The 26435-nt window shown below is 66.1% G+C and carries 24 protein-coding genes; 6 read left to right on the top strand and 18 right to left on the bottom strand.

Annotated features, from left to right (window positions below; genetic code table 11):
- Positions 1–26 precede the first annotated feature (26 nt).
- Together ACVWYQ_RS18965 and rsmD are read left to right on the top strand one after the other, a co-directional pair.
- Positions 27–2045, top strand: coding sequence for a pseudouridine synthase (locus ACVWYQ_RS18965; RefSeq protein WP_271539086.1), 2019 nt, complete (start codon positions 27–29; stop codon positions 2043–2045).
- Positions 2046–2185: 140 nt separating this feature from the next.
- The gene (gene rsmD / locus ACVWYQ_RS18960) at positions 2186–2740 is read left to right on the top strand and encodes a 16S rRNA (guanine(966)-N(2))-methyltransferase RsmD (protein ID WP_271539084.1); all 555 of its coding nucleotides are present in this window, start codon (positions 2186–2188) and stop codon (positions 2738–2740) included.
- 116 nt (positions 2741–2856) lie between these two features.
- Here rsmD and mutL read toward each other — a convergent pair whose 3' ends face one another.
- Positions 2857–4671, bottom strand: coding sequence for a DNA mismatch repair endonuclease MutL (gene mutL / locus ACVWYQ_RS18955; protein WP_456726258.1), 1815 nt, complete (start codon positions 4669–4671; stop codon positions 2857–2859).
- Between the two features lie 317 nt (positions 4672–4988).
- Between mutL and ACVWYQ_RS18950 the strand changes: the two genes are divergently transcribed.
- Positions 4989–5297: a hypothetical protein gene (locus ACVWYQ_RS18950; RefSeq protein WP_456726257.1), complete on the top strand. Its 309-nt coding sequence runs from the start codon at positions 4989–4991 to the stop codon at positions 5295–5297.
- Positions 5298–5354: 57 nt separating this feature from the next.
- Here ACVWYQ_RS18950 and arfB read toward each other — a convergent pair whose 3' ends face one another.
- From arfB to ACVWYQ_RS18915, 7 genes are all read right to left on the bottom strand, one after another.
- Entirely contained in the window at positions 5355–5771 is a 417-nt protein-coding gene (arfB, locus tag ACVWYQ_RS18945; RefSeq protein ID WP_036009333.1) for an alternative ribosome rescue aminoacyl-tRNA hydrolase ArfB, read from the bottom strand.
- Positions 5772–5890: 119 nt separating this feature from the next.
- Positions 5891–7255, bottom strand: a complete 1365-nt coding sequence (locus ACVWYQ_RS18940; RefSeq protein WP_404544040.1) for a M16 family metallopeptidase — start codon at positions 7253–7255, stop codon at positions 5891–5893.
- The gene (locus ACVWYQ_RS18935) at positions 7252–8646 is read right to left on the bottom strand and encodes a M16 family metallopeptidase (protein ID WP_404544037.1); all 1395 of its coding nucleotides are present in this window, start codon (positions 8644–8646) and stop codon (positions 7252–7254) included. The genes ACVWYQ_RS18940 and ACVWYQ_RS18935 overlap by 4 nt, the downstream gene beginning before the upstream one ends.
- Before the next feature lie 204 nt (positions 8647–8850).
- Positions 8851–9576 carry a hypothetical protein gene (locus ACVWYQ_RS18930; RefSeq protein ID WP_404546359.1) on the bottom strand — a complete coding sequence of 242 codons (726 nt, stop codon included), beginning with the start codon at positions 9574–9576 and terminating at the stop codon, positions 8851–8853.
- 96 nt (positions 9577–9672) lie between these two features.
- Positions 9673–10167, bottom strand: a complete 495-nt coding sequence (gene lspA, locus ACVWYQ_RS18925; RefSeq protein WP_404544034.1) for a signal peptidase II — start codon at positions 10165–10167, stop codon at positions 9673–9675.
- Between the two features lie 10 nt (positions 10168–10177).
- Entirely contained in the window at positions 10178–13186 is a 3009-nt protein-coding gene (ileS, locus tag ACVWYQ_RS18920) for an isoleucine--tRNA ligase (RefSeq protein ID WP_404544031.1), read from the bottom strand.
- A gap of 203 nt (positions 13187–13389) precedes the next feature.
- Entirely contained in the window at positions 13390–14373 is a 984-nt protein-coding gene (locus ACVWYQ_RS18915; protein ID WP_404544029.1) for a bifunctional riboflavin kinase/FAD synthetase, read from the bottom strand.
- A 230-nt stretch (positions 14374–14603) separates the two neighbouring features.
- Between ACVWYQ_RS18915 and ACVWYQ_RS18910 the strand changes: the two genes are divergently transcribed.
- Positions 14604–14999: a response regulator gene (locus ACVWYQ_RS18910; protein WP_008567674.1), complete on the top strand. Its 396-nt coding sequence runs from the start codon at positions 14604–14606 to the stop codon at positions 14997–14999.
- A gap of 211 nt (positions 15000–15210) precedes the next feature.
- On the opposite strand, the gene ACVWYQ_RS18905 is transcribed toward ACVWYQ_RS18910, so the two are convergent.
- Entirely contained in the window at positions 15211–16065 is an 855-nt protein-coding gene (locus tag ACVWYQ_RS18905; protein WP_271539071.1) for a TIGR01459 family HAD-type hydrolase, read from the bottom strand.
- Positions 16066–16080: 15 nt separating this feature from the next.
- Positions 16081–17559, bottom strand: coding sequence for an EAL domain-containing protein (locus ACVWYQ_RS18900; RefSeq protein WP_404544026.1), 1479 nt, complete (start codon positions 17557–17559; stop codon positions 16081–16083).
- A 298-nt stretch (positions 17560–17857) separates the two neighbouring features.
- Here ACVWYQ_RS18900 and ACVWYQ_RS18895 point away from each other — a divergent pair, with 298 nt between their 5' ends.
- The gene (locus tag ACVWYQ_RS18895; RefSeq protein WP_404544024.1) at positions 17858–18697 is read left to right on the top strand and encodes a class I SAM-dependent methyltransferase; all 840 of its coding nucleotides are present in this window, start codon (positions 17858–17860) and stop codon (positions 18695–18697) included.
- Between the two features lie 47 nt (positions 18698–18744).
- Here ACVWYQ_RS18895 and ACVWYQ_RS18890 read toward each other — a convergent pair whose 3' ends face one another.
- The 7 genes from ACVWYQ_RS18890 to uvrC all read right to left on the bottom strand — a co-directional run bounded on the left by ACVWYQ_RS18890 (position 18745) and on the right by uvrC (position 25005).
- On the bottom strand, positions 18745–19875 hold the full coding sequence (locus tag ACVWYQ_RS18890; protein ID WP_456726256.1) for a YihY/virulence factor BrkB family protein: 1131 nt from the start codon (positions 19873–19875) through the stop codon (positions 18745–18747).
- On the bottom strand, positions 19875–20459 hold the full coding sequence (locus ACVWYQ_RS18885; RefSeq protein WP_057027666.1) for a phage holin family protein: 585 nt from the start codon (positions 20457–20459) through the stop codon (positions 19875–19877). Before ACVWYQ_RS18885 ends, ACVWYQ_RS18890 begins: the two co-directional genes overlap by 1 nt.
- Positions 20460–20550: 91 nt before the next feature.
- Positions 20551–21510, bottom strand: coding sequence for a 50S ribosomal protein L3 N(5)-glutamine methyltransferase (gene prmB, locus ACVWYQ_RS18880; protein WP_271539063.1), 960 nt, complete (start codon positions 21508–21510; stop codon positions 20551–20553).
- The gene (locus ACVWYQ_RS18875) at positions 21510–21977 is read right to left on the bottom strand and encodes a molybdenum cofactor biosynthesis protein MoaE (protein WP_157286519.1); all 468 of its coding nucleotides are present in this window, start codon (positions 21975–21977) and stop codon (positions 21510–21512) included. Before ACVWYQ_RS18875 ends, prmB begins: the two co-directional genes overlap by 1 nt.
- Before the next feature lie 4 nt (positions 21978–21981).
- A complete protein-coding gene (gene moaD, locus ACVWYQ_RS18870) occupies positions 21982–22233 on the bottom strand; it encodes a molybdopterin converting factor subunit 1 (RefSeq protein ID WP_271539059.1) in 252 nt (83 codons plus the stop codon).
- Positions 22230–22847: a CDP-diacylglycerol--glycerol-3-phosphate 3-phosphatidyltransferase gene (gene pgsA / locus ACVWYQ_RS18865; protein WP_036009286.1), complete on the bottom strand. Its 618-nt coding sequence runs from the start codon at positions 22845–22847 to the stop codon at positions 22230–22232. The genes moaD and pgsA overlap by 4 nt, the downstream gene beginning before the upstream one ends.
- Positions 22848–22944: 97 nt before the next feature.
- Positions 22945–25005 carry an excinuclease ABC subunit UvrC gene (uvrC, locus tag ACVWYQ_RS18860; RefSeq protein WP_456726255.1) on the bottom strand — a complete coding sequence of 687 codons (2061 nt, stop codon included), beginning with the start codon at positions 25003–25005 and terminating at the stop codon, positions 22945–22947.
- 250 nt (positions 25006–25255) lie between these two features.
- On the opposite strand from uvrC, the gene ACVWYQ_RS18855 reads away from it, so the two are divergent.
- Entirely contained in the window at positions 25256–25879 is a 624-nt protein-coding gene (locus ACVWYQ_RS18855; protein WP_225186194.1) for an outer membrane protein, read from the top strand.
- Between the two features lie 69 nt (positions 25880–25948).
- Here the strand turns inward: ACVWYQ_RS18855 and ACVWYQ_RS18850 are convergent, their stop codons facing one another.
- Positions 25949–26164 carry a cold-shock protein gene (locus tag ACVWYQ_RS18850; RefSeq protein ID WP_008544396.1) on the bottom strand — a complete coding sequence of 72 codons (216 nt, stop codon included), beginning with the start codon at positions 26162–26164 and terminating at the stop codon, positions 25949–25951.
- Positions 26165–26435 lie beyond the last annotated feature (271 nt).

Raw genomic sequence — 26435 nt, 5'->3', positions numbered from 1 at the left:
GCGCCACCCCTTAAGTGAGATTAGTCATGCCTCGCGACAGCGACAAAGACAACGATTCCCGCGGCCGGCGAGGCCCGGCCAAAGGCCGTAGCGGCAAGCCGCGCGGGCCAGAGAAGAAATTCGCCAAGCGCGGCTTCGAGGGCAAGGGTGGGGGTAAGCGTGAGCGCGACAGCCGCCCGCCGCGTGGCGACCGCGACAGCCGTCCATTCCGCCGCCGCGAGGAAGGCGACGCACCGCGCCGCGATTTCAGTGACCGTCCCCGCTTCAAGCGCGACGACCGCGGCAGCGAGGGCCGCGGTGAGCGCAGCTTCAAGCCGCGCGGCGATCGTCCGTCATCTGGCCGCGACGATCGTCCGCCGCGCAGGGATCGCGACGATGCACGCTCGGCCGGCCGCTCCAGCGACAGGAAGTTCGGCGAGAAGAAGCCCTACGCGCCGCGCGGCGACCGCCCGGAGCGCAAATTCGACGGCGAACGGAAATTTTCGCGGGGCGGGCCGGATCGCGGACGCGACCGTGGGGATCGCCAACGCGACCGTGGGGATCGCGGGCCGCGCGAGGATCGTGGCGAACGCAGCTTCAAGCCACGCGGAGACCGCCCGAATTTCGATCGCGGTGATCGCGCACCGCGCGGGGATCGCCCGCGCAAGAGCTTCGACAAGGATTTCGGCGGCCGCGATCGCGGCGACGAGAAGCCCTGGCGTCAGCGCGACGATCGCCGTGAGGGCGGTCGTGGCGATGAACGTCCGCGTTTCTCTCGTTCGCGCGACGACCGCGCATCCGGTGACCGCCCGTTCCGCGAGCGGCCGAAATTCGATCGGCCCCGTGACCGCGACAGCGAACGCGGTGACCGTCCGAAGTTCGATCGGCCGCGCCAGCGCCCCGAAGGCCGCATGGACTGGCAGGAGCATCCGCGCAACGAGGGCCGCTTCCGCGATCGTCCGCGCCGCGAGAATGAGGACGACAGCAGGATCTTCGAGAAGCGTCCCGCCTTCGGCGGCCGCGGCGCCTATCGCGAGCGCGATCGTGATTTCGAGGGCCGGCCGCGCCGCGACGACGCACCGAAGCCGAAGAAGGCCGGCGAGCGCATCGCCAAGGTGCTGGCCCGCGCCGGTCTCGCCTCGCGCCGCGACGCCGAGGAGATGGTCACGCAGGGCCGCGTCACCGTCAACGGAAGGGTGATCAACTCGCCGGCGCTCGACGTCACCAAGAACGACGTCGTCATGGTCGACGGCAAGCCGTTGCCGGAGCGCGAGCGCACGCGGCTGTTCCTCTACCACAAGCCGCGCGGGCTGATGACGACGCATGACGACCCCGAGGGCCGTCCGACCGTGTTCGACAATCTGCCCGAAGGCCTGCCGCGGCTGATCAGCGTCGGCCGGCTCGACTTCAACACCGAGGGCTTGCTGCTGCTCACCAACGATGGCGGCCTCGCGCGCACGCTCGAGCTGCCCGACACCGGCTGGCTGCGCCGCTACCGCGTCCGCGCCCATGGCGATGTCACCCAGGCACAGCTCGACGAGCTCAAGAACGGCATCGAGATCGAGGGCGTCAAGTACGGTCCGATCGAGGCCACGCTGGAGCGCGACCAGGGCGCCAATGTCTGGCTGGTGTTCGCGATTCGCGAAGGCAAGAACCGCGAGGTGCGCAATGTCTGCGCCCATCTCGGCCTCGAGGTGAACCGGCTGATCCGCGTCTCCTACGGCCCGTTCCAGCTCGGCGAGATTCCGGAAGGCCAGGTCGAGGAGATCCGCGCGCGCGTGCTGCGCGAGCAGCTCGGCGACAAGGTGATCGAGAAGTCGGGCGCGCAGTTCGACGCGCCCTCGAAATCATCTTCGCGCGCCGACGACGCAGCGAGCGAGAAGAAGCCCGCCAGCAAGCGCGCGGTGATCAACGACCGCAAGGGTCGCCGCGTGCTGGTGCAGCGCACCGGCAGCGAGGAGGCGCGCGAGCGCAACGAGATGGAGGCGAGCGGCTACGGCCCGCCGCGCCGTCCCAAGCGCGGCTATCACGGCAAGCGCGACCTGACGCCGCGGGACGGCGAGTAGGTCCAAATGGGTAGAACGAGCCTGGCAATGCGCAAGTGGTCGTCATGGCCGGGCTTGACCCGGCCATCCACGTCTTGCTTGCGCCTACGGCTGAAGAACGTGGATGCCCGGGACAAGCCTGGGCATGACGGAGTGGTGTGATGCGCGTCGTCGGCGGTCGTTTGAAGGGGCGCAATCTTGCCTCACCGTCCTCGCGTGACATCCGGCCGACGGCGGACCGGTTGCGCGAGTCCGTGTTCAACATCCTCGTGCACGCCTATGACGATCCGATTCCCGACGCGCGCGTCCTCGATCTCTTCGCCGGCACCGGCGCGCTCGGCATCGAGGCGGCTTCGCGCGGGGCGAAATTCACGCTGTTCGTCGACAACGGCGCGGAGGCGCGGGCGCTGCTGCGCAACAATGTGGAATCGCTCGGCCTCGGCGGGGTGACAAAAGTCTATCGCCGCGATGCGACCGATCTCGGCCCCGCGCATCCCGTCGAGCCGTTCTCGCTGGTGTTCCTCGATCCGCCCTATGGCAAGGGCTTTGCCGAGAAGGCGCTCGCGAGCCTGCGCGACGGCGGCTGGCTCACCCCGGGCGCGCTGCTGGTGGTGGAGGAGGCGAAGGCCGCGCAGTTCGTGACGCCGGAAGGATACGAGGAATTGGAGCGGCGAGCGTATGACGATACGGAGTTCGTGTTTCTGAAAGGGCCGTAGCGCCGCTGCCGTAGGGTGGGCAAAGCGAAGCGTGCCCACCACATTTCTTGCGACTTTGGAAGATGGTGGGCACGGCGCGAAGAGCGCGCCTTTGCCCACCCTACGAGAGCATCGGATCACCTCCGCCCGAACAGCTTCTCCACGTCGCTCAGCTTCAGCTCGACATAGGTCGGCCGGCCGTGATTGCACTGGCCGGAGTTCGGGGTGTCCTCCATCTCGCGGAGCAGGGCGTTCATCTCCTCCGGCCGCAAGCGGCGGCCGGCGCGCACCGAGCCGTGGCAGGCCATGGTCGCCGCGACGTGCATCAGGCGGCGTTCGAGCGGCAGCGCCTCGTCCCATTCGGCCATGTGCTCGGAGAGATCGCGCAACAGGCCGCCGGCATTGGTCTTGCCGAGCAGCGACGGCGTCTCGCGCACCGCGACCGCGCCGGGGCCGAAGGATTCGATCGCGAGGCCGAACGACGCCAGCTCCTCGCTGCGCTCCAGCAGGCGCTCCACCGTCGCCTCGTCCATCTCGACGATCTCAGGGATCAGCAGGATCTGGCGCTGTACGCCGTTGGCAGCGAGCGAGGCCTTCAGCCGCTCGTAGACGATGCGCTCATGCGCGGCGTGCTGGTCGACGATGATCAGGCCGTCGCGGGTCTGCGAGACGATGTAGGTCTCGTGGATCTGCGTGCGCGCCGCGCCGAGCGGGCGGTCGACGAGATCAGCTACCGGCTGCGTCTCGATCCGAACGTCCGCGCTGGGCGCGCCGACGTCGAACGCAGCTTGGGCCCGTTCGGTGAACGCAGGTGCAGCCGAGCCTTCGAACGACGGCATCGGCGCCACCGGGGCGGCTGGCGAGGCGCGCCAGTCCCAGCTTGCGGGGCGCGTCGGCATGAAGGCGGGCCGGAACGATGACAGCGCGCTCTCGCCGCTATTGGCGGCGGTGCGGCGGCCCTCGCGCGCCAGCGCTTCCTTCAAGCCATGGACGATCAGCGCGCGGACGAGGCCGGCATTGCGGAAGCGCACCTCGGTCTTGGCCGGATGCACATTGGCATCGACCTCGCGCGGATCGAGCGTGACGAACAGCGCCAGCACGGGATGGCGGTCGCGCGGCAGATAGTCGGAATAGGCCGCGCGCACGGCGCCGAGAATGAGCTTGTCGCGCACCGGCCGGCCATTGACGAAGAGATATTGGCCGAGTGCGTTGGCCTTTGTGAGCGCCGGCGCAGCGGCATAGCCGGCGACCACGACCCCCTCGCGCTCGGCATGGACCTCGATGGCGTGGCTGCGGAACTCGGCGCCGAGGATGTCGCCGAGCCGGGTCAGCCGTCCGGCCGCGCCGGGCAGCGCCGCGGTCCAGGTCACCGGTGCGCGCTCCTCGCCGGCGAGCGTGAAGGCGATGTCGGGTCGCGCCATCGCGAGGCGCCGCACCACTTCGCGGATCGCCTCCGCTTCGGTGCGGTCGGTCTTCAGGAACTTGAGCCGCGCCGGCGTCGCATAGAAGAGGTCGCCAACCTCGACGCGCGTGCCATGCGCCAGCGCCGCCGGCATGATCCCGGACTTCTCGCCGCCCTCGACCGACAGCGCCCAGGCGTGCGGCTCGCTCGCGTGTCGCGTGGTGATGGCGAGGCGCGCCACCGAGCCGATCGAGGGCAGGGCCTCGCCGCGAAACCCGAGCGTGCGGATCTGCAGCAGGTCCTCGTCGTCGAGCTTGGAGGTGGCGTGGCGCTCGACGGCGAGCGCAAGGTCTTTTGCGGTCATGCCGCTGCCGTCGTCGGTGATGCCGATCCGCCGCCGCCCGCCGCCGTCGGTGAAGACGTCGATGCGGCTCGCGCCGGCGTCGATCGCATTCTCGACCAGCTCCTTGACCACGCTCGCCGGACGTTCGACCACCTCGCCGGCGGCGATGCGGTTGACGACCTGTTCTGGCAGCTGGCGGACGGGCATGAGGCTCACTCGGCGAATATTCTCAAGTCTAATGCCGCGCAGCGACAAATGCATGGGTCAGGTCGAGCTTCCCACACCCGAAATGGGGGACATTTTCGACTCGCGTCGTCCGTCGGGAATGCGTGGCATGTTCCGCGCCGCCGCATATGAGGAGCACAATTCCGCGAAAGCGCCGCGAAAACCCTAAACGATCACCACACGACGCGGCTTGCATCACACCGCACCGTTCGAACTCTCAGCGCGATGAACCGATCCGGTGCAGGCGAACGGTGCAGAAGGCAGCCGAACGGTTCATCGCGACATTCCAGGAGAAATGGATGAAGTTGGTGAAGACCTCTGCGATCGCTTGCGCTCTCGCGGCCCTCGTTGCAACGCCCGTTCTCGCCCAAGGCACCTCGTCTGCGACGAGGCCTGGCGGCACCGTACAAAGCAAGCCCATGCAAGGCGGCGCGTCAGGCAGCGAGGATGAGGATCTCGGTGCACAGCAGGGCGCAGCCGGCGAGAAGGTCGGCATGAAGTCGGGCAAGGGCACGAAGGGGTCCGTCGGAACCACCGGCAGCGCGACGCGCAAGGGCACCGCAGACGACGCGGCGACCGGCGGTGCTGCGGCCGGCAAGCGCTACTGACGCCAGCTCGCGAACGGCAAACCTCCGGTCGCTCGCGCGACCGGAGGTTTTTTCGCATCAATCGTCGAAGCTCCGGCCGCGGCCGGCCTTGATGTCGCTGCGGCGTTTCTTGCCCTCGAGCCGCCGCTGCTTGGAGGCGAAGGTCGGCCGCGTCGCGCGGCGAGGTGTCGGCCGGACCATGGCCTCCTTGAGCATCTCGACGAGGCGATCGATGGCATCCTGGCGGTTGCGCTCCTGGGTGCGGAAGCGCTGGGCGTGGATCACGATCACGCCGTCCTTGGTCATGCGCTGGCCGGCAATGCGGGCAAGGCGCAGCGCCGCGTCCTCGGGCAAGGTCAGCTTGCGCGTGTCGAAGCGCAGCTGCGCGGAGGTCGCGACCTTGTTGACGTTCTGCCCGCCCGGGCCGGAGGCGCGGACAAAGCCGATCTCGATGTCGTCCTCGTCGATGACGAGATCGCGGGATATCCGCAGCATGCTGGCACCATTCGTGATGTCAGGACATACCGCGGACATCTGCCTTCAGCAATGCCGCTGCCGCGAACCGCAAATGGCCGGGACGAGCCCGGCCATTCTGGAAATGTCCAGAAAAGAGATCAGTTCGACTTCGGTGTCGCAGCCGCCGGTTGCGCGGCGGCCTGCGGGGCCCGGCCGACGACGACGGTCAGCAGCCCCTGGCCCCAGAGCCGCTTGGCGGCCGCCTTGGCATCGTCCAGCGTCACGGCGTCGACGATGGCGTTGCGCTTCTCGATATAGTCGATCGGCAGCTTGTCTTGCTGATATTGCAGCAGCGCCTGTGCCAGCTTGGACGAGGTGTCGAGCGCCAGCATCTGCGAGCCCTTGAGGTAGGACTTGGCCTCATCGAGCTCCTTCTGCGTCGGACCCTCCTCGGCGATGCGGCGCACCTCCTGTTCGATGGCCTCGATGGTGTCGCCGGCACGGTCTGCGCGGGTGCCGGTGTTGCCGATGAAGATCGCCGAGTGCTGCATCCAGAGCAGCGACTCGTACACTGAATAGGCGAGCCCGCGCTTTTCGCGCACCTCGCGATAGAGCCGGGATGACAAGCCGCCGCCGCCGAGGATGTGATTGACCACATAGGCCGCCATGAAGCTGGGGTCACTCCGCCTCACGCCGGGTCCGCCGAAGGTGATCACCGTCTGCGGCACGTCGAGGGTCACGAAGGCACGTTGCGGCGGCTTTGCAGCCTCGACGTCGGGGACTGGCGTCAGATTAGCCTTGGCCGGGAGGCTTCCGAAGGTGTGGTCGAGCAGCTTTCCGAGCGTAGCCGGATCGACGTCGCCGACGACCGCAATCTTGAGGCCATCCCTGGCGAGGACACGGCCGACATAATTCCTCAGGTCGGCAATTGTGATGGTCGGCACGCTGTCGAGGTTGCCGTTGCTCTGCCGGCTGTAGGGGTGATCGCCGAACGCGAGCTCCAGAAACTTGCGGCTCGCCAGCGAGGTCGGATTGGTGGTCTCGCGGCGCAGGCCCGAGATGACCTGCGAGCGGATGCGTTCGACGTCGGCCGCGTCGAAATGCGGCGAGGTCAGCGCCATCCTGAGCAGGTCGAAGGCCTCGTCCTTGTTGTCGCGCAGCATGCGCAGGCTGCCGCGGAGGGTGTCGCGGGTGGCGTTGAAGGACAGCTCGATGGCGCGGCGGTCGAGCCGTTCATGGAACGTCTTGGAATCGAGATCGCCCGAGCCTTCGTCGAGGAGAGAGCCGACCAGATTGGCAACGCCCGGCTTGTCCTTGGGGTCCTCCGCCGAGCCTCCGGCGAAGGAATATTCCATGGCAATCAGCGGCACGGTTGCGTCCTGCACGAACCAGGCTTCGATGCCGCCCGGCGAGATCAGGTGCTGGATCTTTGCGGCGGCCTGCGATGGCGAGACCGCAGAGAATGCGAGGACCGCGCCGGCGGCAACGGAGAATGCAACGCGTCGAAGGAAGGAATAGGTCACGAGCGCTTCTCCTCGCGCTTGGCGGTTACAGTGTCCTTGATCAGGTAGCCCGTCACCGAGCGCTTCTTCTCGAGCCATTTCTGCGCAACGGCGCGAACCTGCTCGGCGGTGACGGCGCGGATGCGATCGGGCCAGCTCCTGATGTCCTCGATCGACAGGCCGGTGGTCAGCGCGCCGCCGTACCAGCGCGCCAGCACAGCCTGGTTGTCCTGGGCGTAGATCGCTTCGGCAATGAGCTGGGTTTTGACCCGCTCCAAATCCTCGGCGCGGATCGGGTTCTGTGCGACGTTGGCAAGGACCCCGTCGACCGCCTGCTCGAGCTCTGAAAAACTGACGCCGGGTTTCGGTGCAGCCGAGATCGCGAATTGGGTCGGGTCGAGCGAGATGCTCGAATAGCTGGCGCTGGCGGAGACCGCGAGCGGCTTGTCGACCACGAGGGCACGGTAGAGATAGGAATTGCTGCCGCTGCCGATCAGCTGCGCCAGCACGTCGAGGGCCGCGCTCTCGCCGGCCGCGGCCGTGGTTGCGGAGGGCACGAGATAATAGCGCCGCATGTTCGGCTGCTCGACGCGCGGGTCGGCCAGCGTGACGGTGCGCGGGGCGGCGGGCTCCGGCTCCTGCGGACGAACGCGCCGCGCCGGGATCGCGGGCTGCGCGGGGATCGAGCCGAAATTGCGCTCGACCAGCGGGCGGATTTCAGCGGCGTCGACGTCGCCGGCGATCACCAGGATCGCGTTGTTCGGCGCATAGAAGCGGCGATAGAAGGCAAGCGCATCCTCGCGATCGAGCTTCTCGATCTCCTGATGCCAGCCGATCACCGGCCGCCCGTAGGGATGGTTGAGATAGAGCGCGGCCATGATCTGCTCGTTCAACCGCGCATCCGGATTGTTGGCGACTCGCATGTTGTACTCTTCGAGCACGACGTCGCGCTCGGGCAGCACGTTCTCGTCCTTGAGAACGAGGCCCGTCATGCGGTCGGCCTCGAACTCCATCATGGTCGGCAGCTGCTCTTTCGGCACGCGCTGATAATAGTTGGTGTAGTCGACCGAGGTCGAAGCGTTCTCGTTGCCGCCGACGCGCAGCACAGTCTGGGAGAATTCGCCAGCCGGATGCTTCGCGGTGCCCTTGAACATCAGGTGCTCGAGGAAATGGGCGAGGCCGGACTTGCCGGGCGTCTCGTCGGCCGAGCCGACCTTGTACCAGATCATCTCGGTGACGACGGGGGTGCGGCGGTCCGGGATCACCACGACCTGCATGCCATTGGAAAGCGTGAAGCTGGCGGGCGGAGCCGATGTCACCGTGGTCTGGGCAAGGGCGGCGCCGGCCGAAAGGACACTCGTCGAAAGCAGCGCGGCAAGGAGGCAGGCAGCCGATCGGTAAGAGGACATCATGATCCCTGGTTGTGAGGTGCCGAGCCCGGATCTCCGGCTCGGAGGGCACGGCATGCTACTCCGTGCGGCTGAGGCTTCGCGTCACGAAGCAGAGAACTCAACGCTTAGGCAAGTTACTGATAAGCAATTTTGAACGAGGTGGGCGGACATGCACCGCCGACCCTCGCTTCGCGTGGGTCAGAATGTCGCGACAGGACAGGAACGCTATTGCTCCTTCTCCTTGCCGGATCGGACGTCGAAATAGGTCCGCTTCGAATTATCCGGGCCCGCGCCGTAGGCGTAGTTCGGCGACGGCGTCTGATATCCCGGCGGCGGCTCCACCAGTGATTGGCGTGGCGGCTCCGACGTAAACTGCTTCGACTCAGGCCCGTTCCCTTTGAACAGTTTCCACAGCCCGCCGGTATATCCGAGTTCGGCAGGGCTCATCGTCGGATTGGCCACGTTGGTGCCTGGCTGGACCGGCTCATTGCTCGTCCTGTCGGCGGCGGCCGTCCGATGGGCGTTCAACTCGGCGGGCGACAGCGGCTGGGCGTTCTTCCAGTACTCCGTTGCCTTGTTGCCGGACTTCTTCCGCTGGGCGATGGCTTCCTTGCGGCGCTTCTCGTCGGGGTCCTTCGGCCAGTTCGGCGCAGCCGCGGCTTCGGCGGCGGCCGGCGGCGGCAGGTCGAGCTTAGGGGGCACGACCAGCGGCGAACGCTCGCGGTATTCGATGCCGGGTTTTTCCATGCTCCTGGCGCCAAGGCCCGTCATCAGGTTGTCGATGAGCTTCTCTTCGAAGGTCATGTCGTCGTCGTCATCATCGGCAGCACGGGCGGCGCCGGTCGACATGACAAGGCCGATGCCGAGCGCGACGGCGGCCAATTTCAGTGCCCGCCAGCCCCCGGATTGGGAGCCCCGAACCATCGAACCGCTGGTCTTCGAGCTGCGCATCACCGTACCTGTTTCATATTGTAGCAGATTGCCGCCCACACGCGGCTTGACCCTTGCAAAAGCCGGGTTCCAGCTGCCGGTCCGTATCGGCCGGGATCAGGGCGCTTTTGCGGCGGGTACCCCCAGGAAGGAATCATACAATAGCGCTGCCACCCCAGCAACGATGGCCACGTCCGCGAGGTTAAACACATACCAATTATAGGTACTTCCGGCGATCTCGATGTGGAACAGGGCGAAATCCACCACCGCGCCATAGGCCAGGCGGTCGATGCCGTTACCGATGGCGCCGCCGATGATCAGGCCGAGCGCGACGGTCGCAAGCATGGTGTGCGAGCGGGCCATCCAGATCGCCAGCGCGATCACCGCGACCGCTTTGACGGCCATCAGCGCGAGCTGCGCGGCCTGGCTGTCGTTCTGAAGCCAGCCGAAGCTGATGCCGATATTCCAGGCCAGCACCAGGTCGAAGAACGGCGTTACCCGCACCACGCCACGACGGGCAAGCTCGAACACGTTCAATAGCCAGAGCTTCGAGGCCTGGTCGGCCACGAGCGTGACCATGGCCGCGAGGATGCCGGCGCGGAGCGGAGTCATGCCCGACCGATCAGACGCTCACCCCGAGCGCCTTCCATTCGCGCAGTGCCTTTGCATCGCGCGGGGTGACGTCGGGGTATTCAGGGTCCTCGCCGACCATCGGCGAGATCTTCCAGGAGCGGGCGCATTTGGTGCCGATCGCCTTCTCCACCACGACCGCGACGCCGGGGACGGCATCGAGGCGGAACGCCGAGGCCGGCGCCTCGCCCTCCCGCACCTCGTAGTTCGAGGTGATGCAGACTTCAGCCAGATCGATGTCGAACAAGGTCGCCAGCATGCCGCGATCGGCGACATAGATCACCGGCGATGCCTCGAGCGAGGAGCCGATGTTCTTGGCGGCGCGTTCCAGCTCGAGCGCGCCGGTAACGACGCGACGCACGTTGCGGATCGTCTCCCATTTCGCGGCGAGCCTGTCGTCGCGCAAGGCTTCGAGATCGGTCGGGAACAGCGTCAGGTGCACGGACGGTTCGGCGTCGGGCCGGTACATGCGCCACGCCTCTTCCGCAGTGAAGCTGAGGATCGGGGCCAGCCATTTCAGGATCGAAGCGCACAACAGGTCGATGGTCGTCAGCGCCGCCTTGCGCGTCAGTGACGAGGGCGGATCGCAATACAGCGTATCCTTGCGGATGTCGAAGTAGAATGCGGAGAGCTCGCTGTTAAGGAAGGCCGACAGGATCGCGACCACGGTCTTGTAGTCGAACTCCCGATAGGCCTTGCCGATCGCGGCGGCGCGACCTGAGAGCTCGTGCAGCATCAAGCGCTCGAGCTCGGGCATCTCGGCCGGCGCGATTGCGTCGGCCGGCTTGTAATGATGCAGCGTGCCCAGCATCCAGCGCACCGTGTTGCGCAGCTTGCGGTAGGTCTCGACGGTGTTCTTCAGGATCTCGGGGCCGATGCGCTGGTCGTCGGTATAGTCGCTCGACGCGACCCAGAGCCTTAAGATGTCGGCGCCGGATTCCTTGATGACGGCCTGCGGCTCGATCGTGTTTCCGAGCGACTTCGACATCTTGCGGCCGTCCTCGGCCTGCGTGAAGCCGTGGGTCAGCACGATATCGTAAGGCGCGCGGCCGCGCGTGCCGCAGCTTTCCAGCAGCGAGGAATGGAACCAGCCGCGATGCTGGTCCGAGCCTTCCAGATACATCACCGTGTCGGCGCCGCCGTCGACCTTGCGCTTGATGCCGGCGAGCCCGGGAAACTGCACGGGATCTTCGAGCACGAAAGCGTGGGTCGAGCCGGAATCGAACCAGACGTCGAGAATGTCGTCGACCTTCTGCCAGTTTTCGTTCGCGCGGGGCCCGAGGAAGCGCTCGCGCGCGCCCGTCGCATACCAGGCGTCGGCGCCTTCCTTCTCGAAGGCTTCACCGATGCGCGCATTGACGGCCTCGTCCTGGAGAATCTCGGCGGAGCCGTCACCCTTCTCGCGCACGAAAACGGCGATCGGCACGCCCCAGGCGCGCTGGCGCGAGATCACCCAGTCCGGGCGCGCCTCGATCATGCCGTTGATGCGGTTTTCGCCCGACGGCGGCACCCATTGCGTCACTGAGATCGCGTGCAGCGCGCGGGCGCGCAGCGTGTCGCCGGCCTTGGTCTTGCCAGCCGTCGCGATATCCTTGTCCATCGCGATGAACCATTGCGGCGTGTTGCGGAAGATCACCGGCTTCTTGGAGCGCCAGGAATGCGGATATTGGTGCTTGAGCCGGCCGCGGGCGAGCAGCATGCCTTTCTCGACGAGCGCCTTGATCACGGCCTCGTTGGCATCGCCCTTCTCGCCCTTGTCGGTGATGACGCGCTTGCCGGCAAAGCCCGGCGCATGATCGGTGTAGGCGCCGTTCTCGTCGACGGTATAGGGGATGGCGGTGTTGATGCCGCGCGCGTCGAGATCGCGCGCCTCTGCCATCCAGACATCGAAGTCCTCGCGGCCGTGGCCGGGCGCCGTGTGCACGAAGCCGGTGCCGGTGTCGTCGGTGACATGGTCGCCAGGCAGCAGCGGCACGATGAAGTCGTAGCCACCGCCGATGCCCTTGAGCGGATGGGCACACTCGATCGCGTCCATGGTGTCGCCGGGGACGTCGCGGACCTTCTCATAAGCCGTCACGCGCGCCTGCTTGAAGACGTCTTGGGCGAGCGCATCGGCGAGGATGAGGAGGTCGCCATTTCTGGCCCAATTGTCGGCGGGGGCGTCCGTCACCTTGTAGAGGCCATAGGCGATCTTCGGCGAGAACGAGATGGCGCGGTTGCCCGGCAGCGTCCAGGGCGTGGTGGTCCAGATCACGACGCTCGCCGAGGCGAGGGCACCGTGCGCGGGCGAGGTCACCGGGAATTTCACCCAGACCGTATCGGACGTGTGGTCCTCGTACTCGACCTCGGCTTCGGCCAGCGCGGTCTTCTCGACCACGCTCCACATCACCGGCTTGGAGCCGCGATAGAGCGTGCCGTTGGCGGCAAACTTCATCAGCTCGCGCGCGATCTGGGCTTCGGCCGGATAGCTCATAGTGGCGTAGGGATGGTCCCAATCGCCGATCACGCCGAGGCGCTTGAACTCCTCGCGCTGCACGCCGAGCCAGTGCGTGGCATAGGCGCGGCACTCCTTGCGGAAATCGATCATTGCGGCGCTGTCGCGGAAGTCGGGCTTCTGCTTGCCCTTCTTGCGATAATGCTCCTCCTCGACCTTCCACTCGATCGGCAGGCCGTGGCAGTCCCAGCCCGGCACGTAGTTGGAATCGAAGCCGAGCATCTGCTGGCTCTTGGTGACGAGGTCCTTCAGGATCTTGTTCAGCGCCGTGCCGATATGGATGTTGCCGTTGGCGTAGGGCGGGCCGTCATGCAGCACGAACTTGGCGCGCCCCTTCGCATTCTGGCGCAGCTTCTCGTAGAGGCCGATCTCGTACCAGCGCTTGAGGATCTCCGGCTCGCGCTGCGGCAGGCCGGCGCGCATCGGGAATTCGGTCTGCGGCAGGAACAGGGTCTTCGAATAGTCCTTGGCTTCAGACTTTTGGGACTTTTGCGGCTTTTCGGACATGAGGCTGACTGGCTCGGAAGGGCGCGGGAACGGATGGCGATGCGGAATCGCGGGTGAAACGACGAAATCCCGGTCTTGCGCCGAGCCCTCAGGCTCAGGCGGAAGCCGGGCCGCTAATCCCTATGATGCGCCGCGCAAACATGGGCTCTCCATAGCAGGGGGGCGGAGGAAGCGCAAAGGTCCGGGTGGCCCGGTTTCGCCTCTCAATCGATCACGCCCAGCCGCGGAAACGCGTCCGGGGCGGCGGCGAGCAAGGCGCGGGCGCGTGCGGAATCGTCGTCCATCTGGCGGATCAGGGCCTCGATGCCCTCGAACTTCACCTCCTCGCGGATGAAGCCGATGAAGGCGCAGTCGAGCGCCTGCCCGTAGAGGTCGCCCTTGAAGTCGAACAGGAAGATTTCGAGGAGCGGGGCGCCATTGTCGAAGGTCGGGCGGCGGCCGAAGCTGGCCACGCCATCCAGACGCACCTGAGCCTTTCCCTGGCCGCGCCCGACCCGGACCGCGTAGATGCCGTGCTTGAGGCCGCAATTGGCGTCCAGGCGGATGTTGGCGGTGGGATAGCCGAGGTCGCGGCCGCGCTTTTCGCCGTGGATGACCTCGCCGGTGATGAACCAGGGCGCGCCCAGCATGGTCGTGGCCTCGTCGAGCTGGCCCTCGGCGAGGGCGATCCGGATCGCGCTGGAGGAGACCGGCCGCTCGTCGATATCGACATGCGGCTGGACGTCGACCTCGATGCCGAGCCGGGGCGCCTCGTTGACCAGGAGGCCGGGCGAGCCGACCCGTCCCTTGCCGAAATGGAAGTCGTAGCCGACCGCGATGCCGCTGACGCCGAGACGCCCGATCAGGTCATGGTGAATGAAATCTTGCGCGCTGGTTCCGGCACGGGCCTTGTCGAAGGTCATGACCACGGCGCCGGCAAGTCCGGTACCGGCCAGAAGCCGCAGCTTGGCCCGCTCGTCCGTCAGGCGGAATTGCGGGGTGTTGGGGCTGAAGAACCGTCGCGGATGCGGCTCGAAGGTCAAGGCCAGCGCAGGCCGGCCATGCGCCCTGCCCATCTCCAGGGCAGCCGCGATGACGGCGCGATGGCCGAGATGCACGCCGTCGAAATTGCCCATGGCAACGACGGCGCCCCTCGGAATCGCGGAATCCGGCGTTGTATCGCGGATGACGGTAAAAGGCGGAGCCATCAGGGGAATTCTCGAACCGGGCAGGACCGGCCCGGACCGTGGCGCGACCGGCCCTGCGAAGTCAAGCGGCGGGGCGGGCAGACATTGAACACGATTTCAAGCCTTCGGAGCTGACCGCAGTTAACGCGCTGTTTAAGGCCTTGGTGCTAGTCCTTGAGGCGTGGAACTGCCGGGCGCCGGCCTGGCAGGTCCGATCGTAATATTCCTGGGTTTGCGTTGGGGGAGTCGAGATGGCGGTTGATTTGTCGATGCCGGTTCTGGTGGTGGATGACTACAGCACCATGATCCGTATCATCCGGAATCTGCTGAAGCAGCTTGGCTTCGAGAACATCGATGATGCCAGCGACGGTTCGGCAGCGCTGAACAAGATGCGCGGCAAGAAGTACGGGCTCGTGATCTCCGACTGGAACATGGAGCCGATGACGGGCTACGACCTCCTGCGCGAAGTCCGCGCGGATCCGAACCTCGCCACCACGCCCTTCATCATGATCACCGCGGAATCGAAGACCGAGAACGTGATCGCGGCCAAGAAGGCCGGCGTGAACAATTACATCGTCAAGCCGTTCAATGCGGCGACGCTGAAGACCAAGATCGAGGCGGTCTTCCCGGACATGGCGAGCGCGTAAGGGCGCTCTTCGCCGGACAACAATTTTCCGTTTGGAACGTCATGCCCGGGCTTGTCCCGGGCATCCACGTTCTTGGATGCAAAAAAAGGAAGACGTGGATGGCCGGGTCATAGGCGAGCGCAAGCGACGCCGTCCTTCGGACGGCTATGCCCGGCCATGACGGCGTCTGAGGCTTGCCTCTAAGCCCATTGCAGCTGCGCGCGCTCCGCCGTCACCACTTCAATTCGCGCATCAGCGCCTTCGGCGGGTGGCCGAACAGCTCCATGACCGAATTCGGGTCGAGCTGGTCGAGGCCCTCGAACTCCTCGGCATGGATGCCGCGGGTGACGAACAGGCAGTCGATGCCGAATTCGCGGGCGCCGGTTAAGTCGGTGCGGACGGAATCGCCGATCGCCAGCACCTTTTTCCGGTCGATCTGGTAGCCTTGGCGTTCGCCGGCGAGCGCCATGGCGCGTTCGTAGATCGGCCGGTGCGGCTTGCCGTAGAAGATCACCTCGCCGCCGAGCTCGCGGTAGAGCTCGGCGATGGCGCCGGCGCAGTAGATCAACCGGTCGCCGCGTTCCACCACGATGTCGGGGTTGGCGCAGACCAGCGTCAGCTTGCGCTCGCGCGCCTGCAGCATCATGCCGCGATAGTCTTCCGCCGTCTCGGTCTCGTCGTCGTAGAGGCCGGTGCAGACGATGTAATCGGCTTGCTCCAGCGGCGCGGTCACCGCATCGAGGCCGCGATAGATCGAGTTGTCGCGCTCGGGGCCGAGCCAGAACATCTTGCGGCCGGGATGCTCGGCGACGTAGAGCCGGGTCAGGTCGCCCGAAGATACGATGGCGTCATAGGTCTCATCGGGGACGCCGAGCTTGCGCAATTGCCGCTGCACGGAATCGGCCGGGCGCGGTGCGTTGGTGATCAGGATTACCGTACCGCCCCGGCTGCGATAGGTGTGCAGCGCCTCGCACGCCTCGGGGAAGGATTCCAGCCCGTTATGGACCACGCCCCAGATATCGCTGAGCACGACCTCCACACCGCCCACGAGCTCGCGCAGGCCTCCGGCAAAATGCAGCGCGGTCATGACGAGCGCGGCCGATCAGATGCGGCGCGCGAGGGCTGCGTTGCCGGTGATGCGCTGGGGCGGAGGCGCCGAAGAGGTCGCGCCTGAGCTGGGTGTGGCGGAGCCATTGGATCCCTGAATGTCCTGCGCCTGGTTCGGCGAGGCCCCGCCGGTAGCAGATGCCCCCTCCGGCCGCAATGGCCGGGGCGGCGCGAACAGGAAGCCCTGTCCAAACCGCACGTCATAGTCGAGCAGGTCGACCACGGCGCGCTCGCCTTCGATCCGTTCGGCGATCAGGTCGATGCCGAAGCGGCCGAGCAGGTCGGAGAGGTCGGACGGGTGGATGTCGGAGGCGGAGGCCTGCTTGGGATCGAGCAGCAGCGCGGCCGGCACCTTGATGAAGCGAACCCCGCGATCGGCCAGCTCCCGCGGCTCGATGCGCAAATCCGTGACATGGTCGATCGAGAAACGGAAACCGCGCTGGGCGAGCGCCGCAAGGTTCTCGGTCTCGACGGGACCGAGATTGCGGAAGGTCGACTGCTTGAACTCCAGCACCAGCGAGGGCGCCAGCGCGCGATTGGCTTCCAGGAAATCGAGGCATTGCGCGAAGGTAGTGGAATTGCCCAGCGTGGAAGCCGCGACGTTGCAAAACACGCCGACGTCCTTGTTGCGCACCATCAGACGCCGCAGCACCTGCACGCAGCGCAGCATCACCATGTTGTCGATGCGCCCGATCAGGCCCGAGGCTTCCGCGATGCTGATGAACTCCTCGGCGGCGATGAGCTGGTCGCGCTCGTCGCGCAGGCGCGTCACCGCCTCGTAGAACCGCACCTTGCGCTGCGGCAGCGTCACCATCGGCTGCAGGAAGATATCGATGCGGTTCTCGTCGACTGCATTGCGCAGCGTCGCCAGCAATTGGGTCTGGTTGCGCCCATTGGCGGTCTGAACCGGGGGGATGGCCTGGGCCTGCACCGTCGGCGGCGCCGGCCGTGGCGGGGGCTGCGGAAGGGGAGGAGGAGCGAGCGGCTTCTCCTCGAAGGGGGCAGCCAGATCGATCGGCGTTTCCGGCTCGGGCCTTGTGATCGGGGCGGGTGCCGCCGCTGGCGCGTGGCCGGCGAGCAGATCCTCATGGGCCGCGACGGTGGTGGCGAGCTGCCTGACCAATCCGCCGAGTTCATTGATCTCGCCGATGACCGACTGGATGCGGTCGGAATTGGTCGAATTGGACGCGGCGATGCGGCTCTCGACCGCAGCCAGCCGGCGGCCGAACTCGGCCACCTGGCGGGCGAGGTCGGCAGTGCCGCGCGAGAGGTCGGCGATCTGGCCGCCGACGTCGCTGCGGTCGCGCAGCCGCATCGACACCGCGTTGTAGAGGATCAGGAAGGTCAGCGCGGTCAGCGCCACGATCGCCGATTCCGTTCCGCTGATGCCGGTGACCGAATAGAGCACGAGCCCGAGCGAGGCCGCGACCAGGACCATGCAGATGGCGATGAAGATCGTCGAAATGCGAATCATGCCGCGCGTTATGCCTTTAAGAGCTGACTGCCTCACCCGGGGAAAACACGGGTCGCGCTCGACCTCGTCACGCCTCATGCTCCCCCAAGCATCGATGAGCCTAACATCATTGTTGATTCGAGGGGATAGTGACTGTGTCGGCGCCTATTCAGGCCCGCGCGCCCAAAGCCTTTCGTTACCCGTCTGCCGGCTCAGGTGCGGAAATCAAGACGCTCTCAGCGGAAAATCATGCCGCCCTCAAGGCCAGCGCGCCGCATGCGCTCTATCGTCCCGGCGTTTTCAACCGCAGGAGATTGCCATGTCGACATCCGCCGCGCTCAAGCAAGCCGCCCCCCAGCCCGATCTTGCCGCCGTCAAGCAGCGCCAGCACGGCGCCTGGTCGTCCGGCGATTATGCCGTGGTCGGCACCACCTTGCAGATCGTCGGGGAACAGCTCTGCGAGGCCATTGACTTGCGCGCCGGCAGCAAGGTGCTGGACGTCGCGGCGGGCAACGGCAATGCAACGCTGGCGGCGGCGCGGCGCTGGTGTGACGTCACATCCACCGACTACGTACCGGCGCTGCTCAAACGCGGGCGCGAGCGCGCCATGGCCGAACACCTCACTGTTGAGTTCCGCGAGGCGGATGCCGAGGCGCTGCCGTTTGCGGATGCCGCCTTCGACGTCGTGCTCTCGACTTTCGGCGTGATGTTCACACCGGATCAGGACAAGGCCGCTTCCGAGCTCGCGCGGGTCTGCAGATCCGGCGGCAAGATCGGCCTTGCCAACTGGACGCCGCAAGGTTTTATCGGCCAGCTGTTCAAGACCATCGGCAAGCATTTGCCGCCGCCGGCCGGGGTGAAATCGCCCGCCATGTGGGGGACACCGGCACGGCTCGAGGAGATGTTCGGCGGCGTGGCCGCGGAGATCGCCGCCGAGCCGCGCATGTTCGTGTTCCGCTATCGGTCGCCGGACCACTGGCTCGACATCTTCAAGACTTTCTACGGCCCCACGCTGAAGGCGTTTGCCGCGCTCGACGCGAACGGGCAAGCCGCGCTGACGCGCGATCTCCTGGCGCTGCTCGAAGAGTTCAACCACGCCGATGACGGCACGATCGTGGTGCACAGCGAATATCTGGAAGCCGTGATCACCAAGCGCTGATCGCGCCCGGGATGCGGTCGGGCCAGCTTCGGCCCGACCGCCACCGATCAAAATGGCGCGGTGGCGCCGACCGTGTCGGCGGAGACGGCGTCCCGGGTGCCGAGCGGCTTCGCCCGCCCGGTGGTGGTATCGCGCAGCGTCTGCCGCTCGATCTCCGAATTCAGCTCGGCGCCGAACATGATGACGATCGCCGACATCCACATCCACGTCATCAGGCCGATCGCCGCGCCCAGCGAGCCGTAGGTCGCGTTGTAATTGGCGAATTCCGAGAGATACCAGGACAGCAGGGCAGAGCCCGCGATCCAGAGAATCGCGGCAATCACGGCGCCGAGGCTCAGCCATTGCCAGCGCGGCGCATCGCGGCTCGGCGCGAAGCGATAGAGGATGGCGAGTGCGACCAGCAGGATGATGAACAGCAGCGGCCATCGTGCCAGCGCCACGATCAGCTTGCTTTCGGGCGCCATGCCGAGATGATTGAGCGCAAGCGGGAAGGCGACGACGGCTCCCACCATCAACAGCAGCGCCACGATGCCGCCAACGGTGAAGGCCAGCGAGACCATGTTCAGCCGGATGAAGCTGCGCTTCTCGCGCTCCTCATAGGCGACGTTGAGGGCGTCGAAGATCGCCTTGACGCCGGCATTGGCGCTCCAGATCGCAAGCAGCAGGCCGACCAGGAAGGTGACGCCGAGCGTCGCATTGCCGTTCGACACCACGCGCGCGACCTGCTCCTCGACGATCTGGAACGAGCCCTCGGGCAGCATGGTCGCAAGCGTGTGCAGATTGGCGCTGATCGTGGCGGGATCGGCGAACAGGGCATAGGAGGAGACGAGCGCGGTGACTGCGGGGAAGAGTGCGAGCAGCCCGAAGAAGACGACGCCGCCCGCGGTCGCGAGCAGGCGATCCTCGTCGATGCGCTGATAGGTCCGCCAGAAAATGTCCTTCCAGCCCGCCCAGGGGATCTCGAACGGGCTTTTCGCCCGGCGGCCGCGGCCCGGCTGCATCGCCGCGCCGGCCGGGTGAGTTTCCGGGGAATTCGCTTCGCCCTTGCGGTGGTCTTGCGGAGGCCCCGGCCTCGCCAGGCCGGAATCCTGAAAGTAGCGCTCCGCGGTCAGCACGAACACGGCCGTCGCCGCCACCAGCAGCCAGGAGTCGATCTGTTCGGGGCGCCGCGCCAGCATCACGCCTCCAGACTATGCCTGTTGCGTCGCCGCCGGGCGGCCGTCAGCCCGACCAGGCCGACCGCCGCGAGCATCAGGCCGAGCTGCACGGGACGGTTGGCGCGGGCCGGCCAGGTCTTGATGCCGCCGCGCTCGCCCGGTGCGAGCGGCGCGAGGGGAATCGTCGTTGCGACCTCCTTCACCGCCTCCTTGACCGTTCCACGCGGGATCCGGGGCGTGGCGACCGCCACGCGCAGACGGCTCGCGAGCGGCACGACCGGCTTGGCCTTGCGTTTCATCTGGGCCATAGCCACCCCGGCACAGACCGCAGCCAGCACCAGCAGCACTGCGGCGACGGCGCCAAATCCCCAGAACTGCCCGTAGGTGATCCCGACCCAGCGGTACAAGGCGATCAGGCCAACGAAAAATGCCGCGACAACGAACAGGCCGGCGACCGCGAACAGCCCGCCGGCCACGGCGTAGGATGTCACCTTGCCGGTTGCCTGGCTGGTCTGGTCGCGCAGATAGGATTGAGCAGCGCGTTTGACGTGATTGAGCTTGAGCGCCATCCCGGCGCGCAGCAATTCGCCCGATGGCGCGAGCATGCGGACATCCTCCAAGGACTAGAAAATTCGTCGGGGGATGAACGTGGCGATATTTGACTTGTTCCGACGGAGCGTGATCGGCCGCGATGAATCAGCCGAGATCGGCGGCTGCGATCCAGAACACCTCGCCCTCGGAATCTTCGGTGTCCAGCCAGAGCAGCGGCAGTTCCGGGAAAGCCGCGTCGACCAGCTCGCGGCCGCGGCCAATCTCGCAAATTAGCCCGCCATCCGCCGTCAGGTGATCGGGCGCATCGCGCAGGATACGGCGCACCACGTCGAGACCGTCGGCGCCACCATCGAAGGCGAGCTTTGGCTCGGCCCGGCACTCCGGCGGCAATGCCGCCATGCCCTCGGCGTCGACATAGGGCGGGTTGGTGATGATCAGGTCATATCTGTTGCCGCCGAGCGGGGCGAAAAGGTCGCCGCGATGGAGGCTGATGCGGTCCTCGAGCCCATATTCGCCGACATTGCGTGCCGCGACCTCGAGTGCGCCCTTGGAGATGTCGACGGCGTCGATATTGGCGTTCGGGAAATGATGCGCGGCGAGGATCGCAAGGCATCCCGAGCCCGTGCAGAGATCGAGCACGCGCTTGACCGCCGTCGGGTCGTCGATCAGCGATCCGGCCTCGCCGTCGGCGCCGAAATGCGACTCCAGGAGCTCGCCGATGAAGGAGCGCGGAACGATGACGCGCTCGTCGACATAGAACGAGAGGCCGCGCATGTAGATCTTGTTGACGAGATAGGCGGCCGGTTTGCGCGTCGTGACGCGCTGATGGATGAGATCGAGGAGGGTCTTGCCTTCCGCGGCGCTGACGCGCGCGTTGGCGAAGATCTCGAACTGGTCGGGATTGAGATGCAGCGCCTCGCAGACCAGGAACGCGGCTTCAGAGACGGGGTCGGTCGTGCCGTGGGCAAAGGCGAGCTTCGCCTCGACGAAGCGGCTCACCGCGTAGCGGACGAAGTCGAGCAGCGTGAGAAGCTCGCCGGGTCCCACCTTCGCGAGGTCAGGCGCGGCGCGGCCGCGCGCGGTCTTTTTCGTTGGCTTAGCCATCAGGATTTGGTCCAGCGTGCGGCGGCTTCGTCGTCACGGGCATGGGCCTCGACCCAGTCGGTGCCGGTAGCGCTCTCTTCCTTCTTCCAGAACGGCGCGCTGGTCTTGAGATAGTCCATCAGGAACTCGGCGGCCTCGAACGCCGCCTGTCGGTGCTGCGAGGCGGCCACCACCAGCACGATGTTCTGGCCCGGCATCAAGCGGCCGACGCGGTGGATCACCGTGATGCCGTTGAGCGGCCAGCGCGAGACGGCCTCGTCGGCGTGGCGCCTGATCTCTTCCTCCGCCATGCCGGGGTAATGTTCGAGCGTCAGCGCAGCGACCTTGGCGCTGTCCTCGTCGGCGCGGCAGATGCCGGAAAATGTCACCACAGCGCCGATATCGGTCCGGCTGCTCGTCAGGACCGAGATCTCGCGCGCGATGTCGAAATCGTCTTCCTGGATACGGATGGTGACGGGGCAGGTCATGAGGCTAGCCGCCGGTCATGGGCGGGAAGAACGCGATCTCGCGGGCGCCTGCGATGGCGGTGTCCTGCTTGACGTGAGCGCGGTCGATCGCGGCGCGGATCACCTTCGGCTTCTCGAACGCGTGCGCATAGGCTTCGCTCTGGCCGGAGAGCCAGGCGATCAGCTCCTCGACGGTGCGCACGCTCGCGGGAGGCTCGATCGTCTCTTCGGCCTTGCCGACGCGCTCGCGTACCCAGGCGAAATACTTCACCTTCATCCCTCGTCCTCCTTGATGAGGTGATGGATGCCGGCGCGGAAATAGTCGTAGCCGGTGTACATGGTGAGGATCGCCGAAGCCCACAGCAGTGCGAGCCCAATCATCGAGACCACCGGCACCACCTGATCGCCGGCTGGGCCGGCGATCAGGAAGCCGATCGCAACCAGCTGGACCGTGGTTTTCCACTTCGCAAGCTTGGTCACGGGCACGCTAACGCGGAGCGCAGCCAGATATTCGCGCAGGCCCGAGACCAGGATCTCGCGGCACAGGATCACGATGGCGGCCCATAGCGACCAGCCGTGAATGATGCCGTCCGCGGCGAGCATCAACAGGCAGGAGGCCACCAGCAGCTTGTCGGCGATCGGATCGAGCATGCGGCCGAACGCCGATTGCTGATTCCAGATCCGCGCGTAATAGCCATCGAGGTAATCCGTCACCCCTGCGGCGATGAAAAGGGCGACCGCGAGCCAGCGCAGCCAGAGCGGCTGATCCAGAATCGACTGCGCATAGATGCATCCGACCACGACCGGGATCGCGGCGATCCGGCCATAGGTCAGGATGTTGGGGAGGGACATCGCGCGGCTGGTCGTCCCTCGTGTGGTGGCGATGTTCATCCGTCCTACCAATACCGCTGCTGCCTGAACGTCAACCGTCCCGCGCCCCAAATGAGGTGCGGACACGACGATCATATGACTGCGGTCCCCCTTTAGTTCATCCCGGCTGGGGATGGAAATATTCGAAAATCCTGCGCGCACTCTCGGCGCTCACCCCCGGAACCTTGCCGAGATCGGCGATCGAGGCCCGTTCGATCTCCTTCAGGGTTCCGAAATGGTGCAGCAAGGCACGTTTGCGTGACGGGCCGATGCCCGGAATCTCCTGCAAACCAGCCTCGCGGATGTCCTTCTTGCGCAGCTTGCGGTGCGAGCCGATGACGAAGCGGTGGGCTTCGTCACGCAGGCGCTGGATGAAATAGAGCACGGGATCACGTGGCTCCAGCTTGATCGCCTCGCGCTCCGGCATGAACAGGGTCTCGCGGCCGGCATCCCGGTCCGGTCCCTTGGCGACCGACATCAGCGACACCTGGGTCAGGCCGAGTTTGGCGAAGATCTCGCGCACGGCATTGAGCTGGCCGCGGCCGCCGTCGATGATCACGAGGTCGGGCCATTGCGGGAAATCGTCGTCCTTGGCCTTGCTGGCGGCGTCCTCGGGCGGATTGATCAGGCGCTTGAAGCGGCGCTCCAGCACTTCGCGCATCATGGCGAAGTCGTCGCCGGGCGTGATCCCTTCCGACTTGATGTTGAACTTGCGGTACTGGTTCTTCACGAAGCCATCTGGGCCCGCGACGATCATGGCGCCGACCGCGTTGGTGCCCTGGATGTGGCTGTTGTCGTAGACCTCGATGCGCTTGGGCACGTGCGGCAGGCTCAGCGTCGCGGCCATGGCCTCGAGCAGCCGGCTTTGCGTTGCGGTGTCCGCGAGCTTGCGGCCGAGCGCCTCGCGCGCATTGGTCAGCGCGTGGGTGACCAGCTCCTTCTTCTCGCCGCGCTTGGGCGCGGTGACCTCGACCTTGTGGCCAGCCTTGATCGATAGCGCGTTGGCGAGCAGCTCGCTCTCCTCGATATCGTGCGAGAGCAGGATGTTCCTCGGCGGCGGCTTGTCGTCGTAGAACTGCGCCAGGAAGGACCCCAGCACCTCCTCCGGCGTAAAGCTCTTCTCCGCGCGCGGAAAATAGGCGCGGTTGCCCCAGTTCTGTCCGGTGCGAAAGAAGAACACCTCGACGCAGGAGAAGCCACCCTCCTGGTGGATGGCGAACACGTCGGCTTCCTCCACCGTGCGCGGATTGATGCCCTGCTGCGACTGGATCGCCGACAGCGCGGCGAGGCGGTCGCGGTACAGTGCGGCGCGCTCGAATTCCAGCTCGTTCGAGGCCTTCTCCATCTCGCCGGCGAGTTCCTGCTTCACCGCATGACTCTTGCCGGAGAGGAAGTCGCTGGCCTCGCGCACCAGCGTCGAATAGCCGCCGAAATCGATCTCCCGGGTGCAGGGTCCGGCGCAGCGGCGGATCTGGTGGAGCAGGCAGGGCCGGGTGCGGCTCTCAAAGAAGGAATCGGTGCAGGAGCGGATCAAGAACGCGCGCTGCAGCGCCGTGATTGTGCGGTTGACCGCGCCGGCGGAGGCAAACGGGCCGAAATAGCGCCCGGGCCGGGTCTGCGCACCGCGATGTTTCAGGATCTGCGGCGCCCAATGGTCGCCGGTGATCAGGATGTAGGGGAACGACTTGTCGTCGCGAAGCTGCACGTTGAAGCGCGGCCGCAGCTGCTTGATCAGGTTGGCTTCCAGCAGCAGCGCCTCGGTCTCGGTCGTGGTCGAGACGATCTCCACGGTGACGGTGGCCGCGATCATGCGCAGGATGCGGGCCGGCAGCGGCGCACTCTGGCGCGCATAACTGGCCAGGCGCTTTTTGACGTTCTTGGCCTTGCCGACATACAGCACGTCGGCGTTCGCATTGAGCATACGATAGACGCCAGGCGAGGTCGGTGCGAGGCGGACCGCGCGCTCGATTGCCTCGTGACCGGTCGCGAGCGGGCCTTCGCCGACGGCGCCGCTCTCTTCCAGGATGTCCGGCAGCAGGGCATCGTCCTCGTCGTCGCCCCCTGCCGCCGCGGGATCGACGTCCGGCCCGGCCAGCCGCTCGGGCGGCGTGTCGATCGCTTGAGCCGGCGGCGCCTTGCGCGCGCGGTCGTCCGGATTGTCGGGGGAATCGTGAACCATGGGACGAATTTAGGCGCTGGGGGGACTGATTTGAAGTTCCGGCCATGCGGCACGCACAGCGGATGGCGCCCAGTTTCCGGTAACGCTTCCTTAAGTCTGTTAAGCGGGCGGTAACCCGGCTTAACAGCCCTTTAACTTAAAACTCTCGATAAATCCTACGCGAAAAGTTCTTGGTTCCGTAACCATGCGGTTTTGCTCGTGCGGCGGCGCGGGCATCGCTCGGGTTGCGACAGTGGCGTTGGAGTGAGTGATGAAGAGGCTCGTTGTGGGCGCGGCCGCGTTGGTTGCAGCCGGCTGGACAGCTTCGGCAGAGGCCGCCGATCTCCAATACGGGCAGCGTGCGCCCTATACCGTCAATCAGCCGCTCAATGCCTATAGCTGGGCGGGTCCCTATCTCGGCGGCAATATCGGCTACGAATGGGGCTCGGTCGACAACAACCCCACCAAGCCGTCCGGCTTCGTCGCCGGTGTGCAGGCCGGCTACAATTTCCAGAACGGCCCGTGGGTGTTCGGCGTCGAGGGCGACATCCAGGCCGCCGGCGCCGACGACACGTTCGCGCCGTGGAAGTTCTCCAATCCGTGGTTCGGCACCCTGCGCGGCCGCGCCGGCTATGCGTTCAACAACGTGCTGTTCTACGGCACTGCCGGTCTCGCCTTCGGCGAGCTGCGGGCGCAGACCTTCGGCTGGTCTGAGTCGCACACCACCGCCGGCTGGACCATCGGCGCCGGTGCGGAAGTCGGCCTCGCGCCGAACTGGAGCGCCAAGCTCGAATATCTCTACATCGATCTCTCGACCAGCCAGTTCGCAATCACGGGCGTGTCAAACGGCTATAGCGCCAACGTTGTCCGCGCAGGCGTGAACTATCGCTTCTGACATCCAAAGAAGAAAATACCGGACCAGCCTCCCGGCCGCTCGCGGCCGGGATTTTTTTCGCCAGGCTTGCTAGGAGAGGATCACCAGATTGACCGCCTTCGGTCCCTTCCCCTTCTTGTCCGGTTCGACTTCGAAAGTAATACGCTGTCCTTCGGCAAGGTCCTTCAGTCCCGCCCGCTCCACAGCAGTGATGTGAACGAAGACATCGCGACCGCCGTCGTCAGGCTTGATGAAGCCGTAGCCGCGCTCGCCGTTGAAGAACTTGACCGTTCCCGTCATGGCCATCGGGAAACTCCCCCTCATTGCTCCTCCGTCGCGACGCAGACTCACGTCGCGACATGACCGGGCCTTACGGAGCCCGGGAGCTGGCCATCCTTGGACGGACCTGATCGGTCCGGCGGGATCTTTCTTAGGGCCTTCACTCCGCCGCAACCATTCGCGGAAGCGGAACGTAAAGCCAGTCACGGAAATAGCATAATACGGTTCTTTGCAGATTGACTACCGGTCCTGCATATTTTTCCCAAGAATGCCGGAGTGTTACGGCTTGGCGTTACGG

This window comes from Bradyrhizobium sp. USDA 3397 (assembly GCF_054060965.1).
Note: the sequence above shows the minus strand (reverse complement) of the source record. Positions and strands in the feature narration are given on the sequence as shown.

Bases quoted from the DNA above. Each gene is read 5' to 3' on its own strand.
- ACVWYQ_RS18965 (WP_271539086.1), top strand. From the start codon at position 27: ATGCCTCGCGACAGCGACAAAGACAACGATTCCCGCGGCCGGCGAGGC.
- rsmD (WP_271539084.1), top strand. From the start codon at position 2,186: ATGCGCGTCGTCGGCGGTCGTTTGAAGGGGCGCAATCTTGCCTCACCG.
- mutL (WP_456726258.1), bottom strand. From the start codon at position 4,671: ATGCCCGTCCGCCAGCTGCCAGAACAGGTCGTCAACCGCATCGCCGCC.
- ACVWYQ_RS18950 (WP_456726257.1), top strand. From the start codon at position 4,989: ATGAAGTTGGTGAAGACCTCTGCGATCGCTTGCGCTCTCGCGGCCCTC.
- arfB (WP_036009333.1), bottom strand. From the start codon at position 5,771: ATGCTGCGGATATCCCGCGATCTCGTCATCGACGAGGACGACATCGAG.
- ACVWYQ_RS18935 (WP_404544037.1), bottom strand. From the start codon at position 8,646: ATGATGTCCTCTTACCGATCGGCTGCCTGCCTCCTTGCCGCGCTGCTT.
- ACVWYQ_RS18930 (WP_404546359.1), bottom strand. From the start codon at position 9,576: ATGCGCAGCTCGAAGACCAGCGGTTCGATGGTTCGGGGCTCCCAATCC.
- lspA (WP_404544034.1), bottom strand. From the start codon at position 10,167: ATGACTCCGCTCCGCGCCGGCATCCTCGCGGCCATGGTCACGCTCGTG.
- ileS (WP_404544031.1), bottom strand. From the start codon at position 13,186: ATGTCCGAAAAGCCGCAAAAGTCCCAAAAGTCTGAAGCCAAGGACTAT.
- ACVWYQ_RS18915 (WP_404544029.1), bottom strand. From the start codon at position 14,373: ATGGCTCCGCCTTTTACCGTCATCCGCGATACAACGCCGGATTCCGCG.
- ACVWYQ_RS18910 (WP_008567674.1), top strand. From the start codon at position 14,604: ATGGCGGTTGATTTGTCGATGCCGGTTCTGGTGGTGGATGACTACAGC.
- ACVWYQ_RS18905 (WP_271539071.1), bottom strand. From the start codon at position 16,065: ATGACCGCGCTGCATTTTGCCGGAGGCCTGCGCGAGCTCGTGGGCGGT.
- ACVWYQ_RS18900 (WP_404544026.1), bottom strand. From the start codon at position 17,559: ATGATTCGCATTTCGACGATCTTCATCGCCATCTGCATGGTCCTGGTC.
- ACVWYQ_RS18895 (WP_404544024.1), top strand. From the start codon at position 17,858: ATGTCGACATCCGCCGCGCTCAAGCAAGCCGCCCCCCAGCCCGATCTT.
- ACVWYQ_RS18890 (WP_456726256.1), bottom strand. From the start codon at position 19,875: ATGCTGGCGCGGCGCCCCGAACAGATCGACTCCTGGCTGCTGGTGGCG.
- ACVWYQ_RS18885 (WP_057027666.1), bottom strand. From the start codon at position 20,459: ATGCTCGCGCCATCGGGCGAATTGCTGCGCGCCGGGATGGCGCTCAAG.
- prmB (WP_271539063.1), bottom strand. From the start codon at position 21,510: ATGGCTAAGCCAACGAAAAAGACCGCGCGCGGCCGCGCCGCGCCTGAC.
- ACVWYQ_RS18875 (WP_157286519.1), bottom strand. From the start codon at position 21,977: ATGACCTGCCCCGTCACCATCCGTATCCAGGAAGACGATTTCGACATC.
- moaD (WP_271539059.1), bottom strand. From the start codon at position 22,233: ATGAAGGTGAAGTATTTCGCCTGGGTACGCGAGCGCGTCGGCAAGGCC.
- pgsA (WP_036009286.1), bottom strand. From the start codon at position 22,847: ATGAACATCGCCACCACACGAGGGACGACCAGCCGCGCGATGTCCCTC.
- uvrC (WP_456726255.1), bottom strand. From the start codon at position 25,005: ATGGTTCACGATTCCCCCGACAATCCGGACGACCGCGCGCGCAAGGCG.
- ACVWYQ_RS18855 (WP_225186194.1), top strand. From the start codon at position 25,256: ATGAAGAGGCTCGTTGTGGGCGCGGCCGCGTTGGTTGCAGCCGGCTGG.
- ACVWYQ_RS18850 (WP_008544396.1), bottom strand. From the start codon at position 26,164: ATGGCCATGACGGGAACGGTCAAGTTCTTCAACGGCGAGCGCGGCTAC.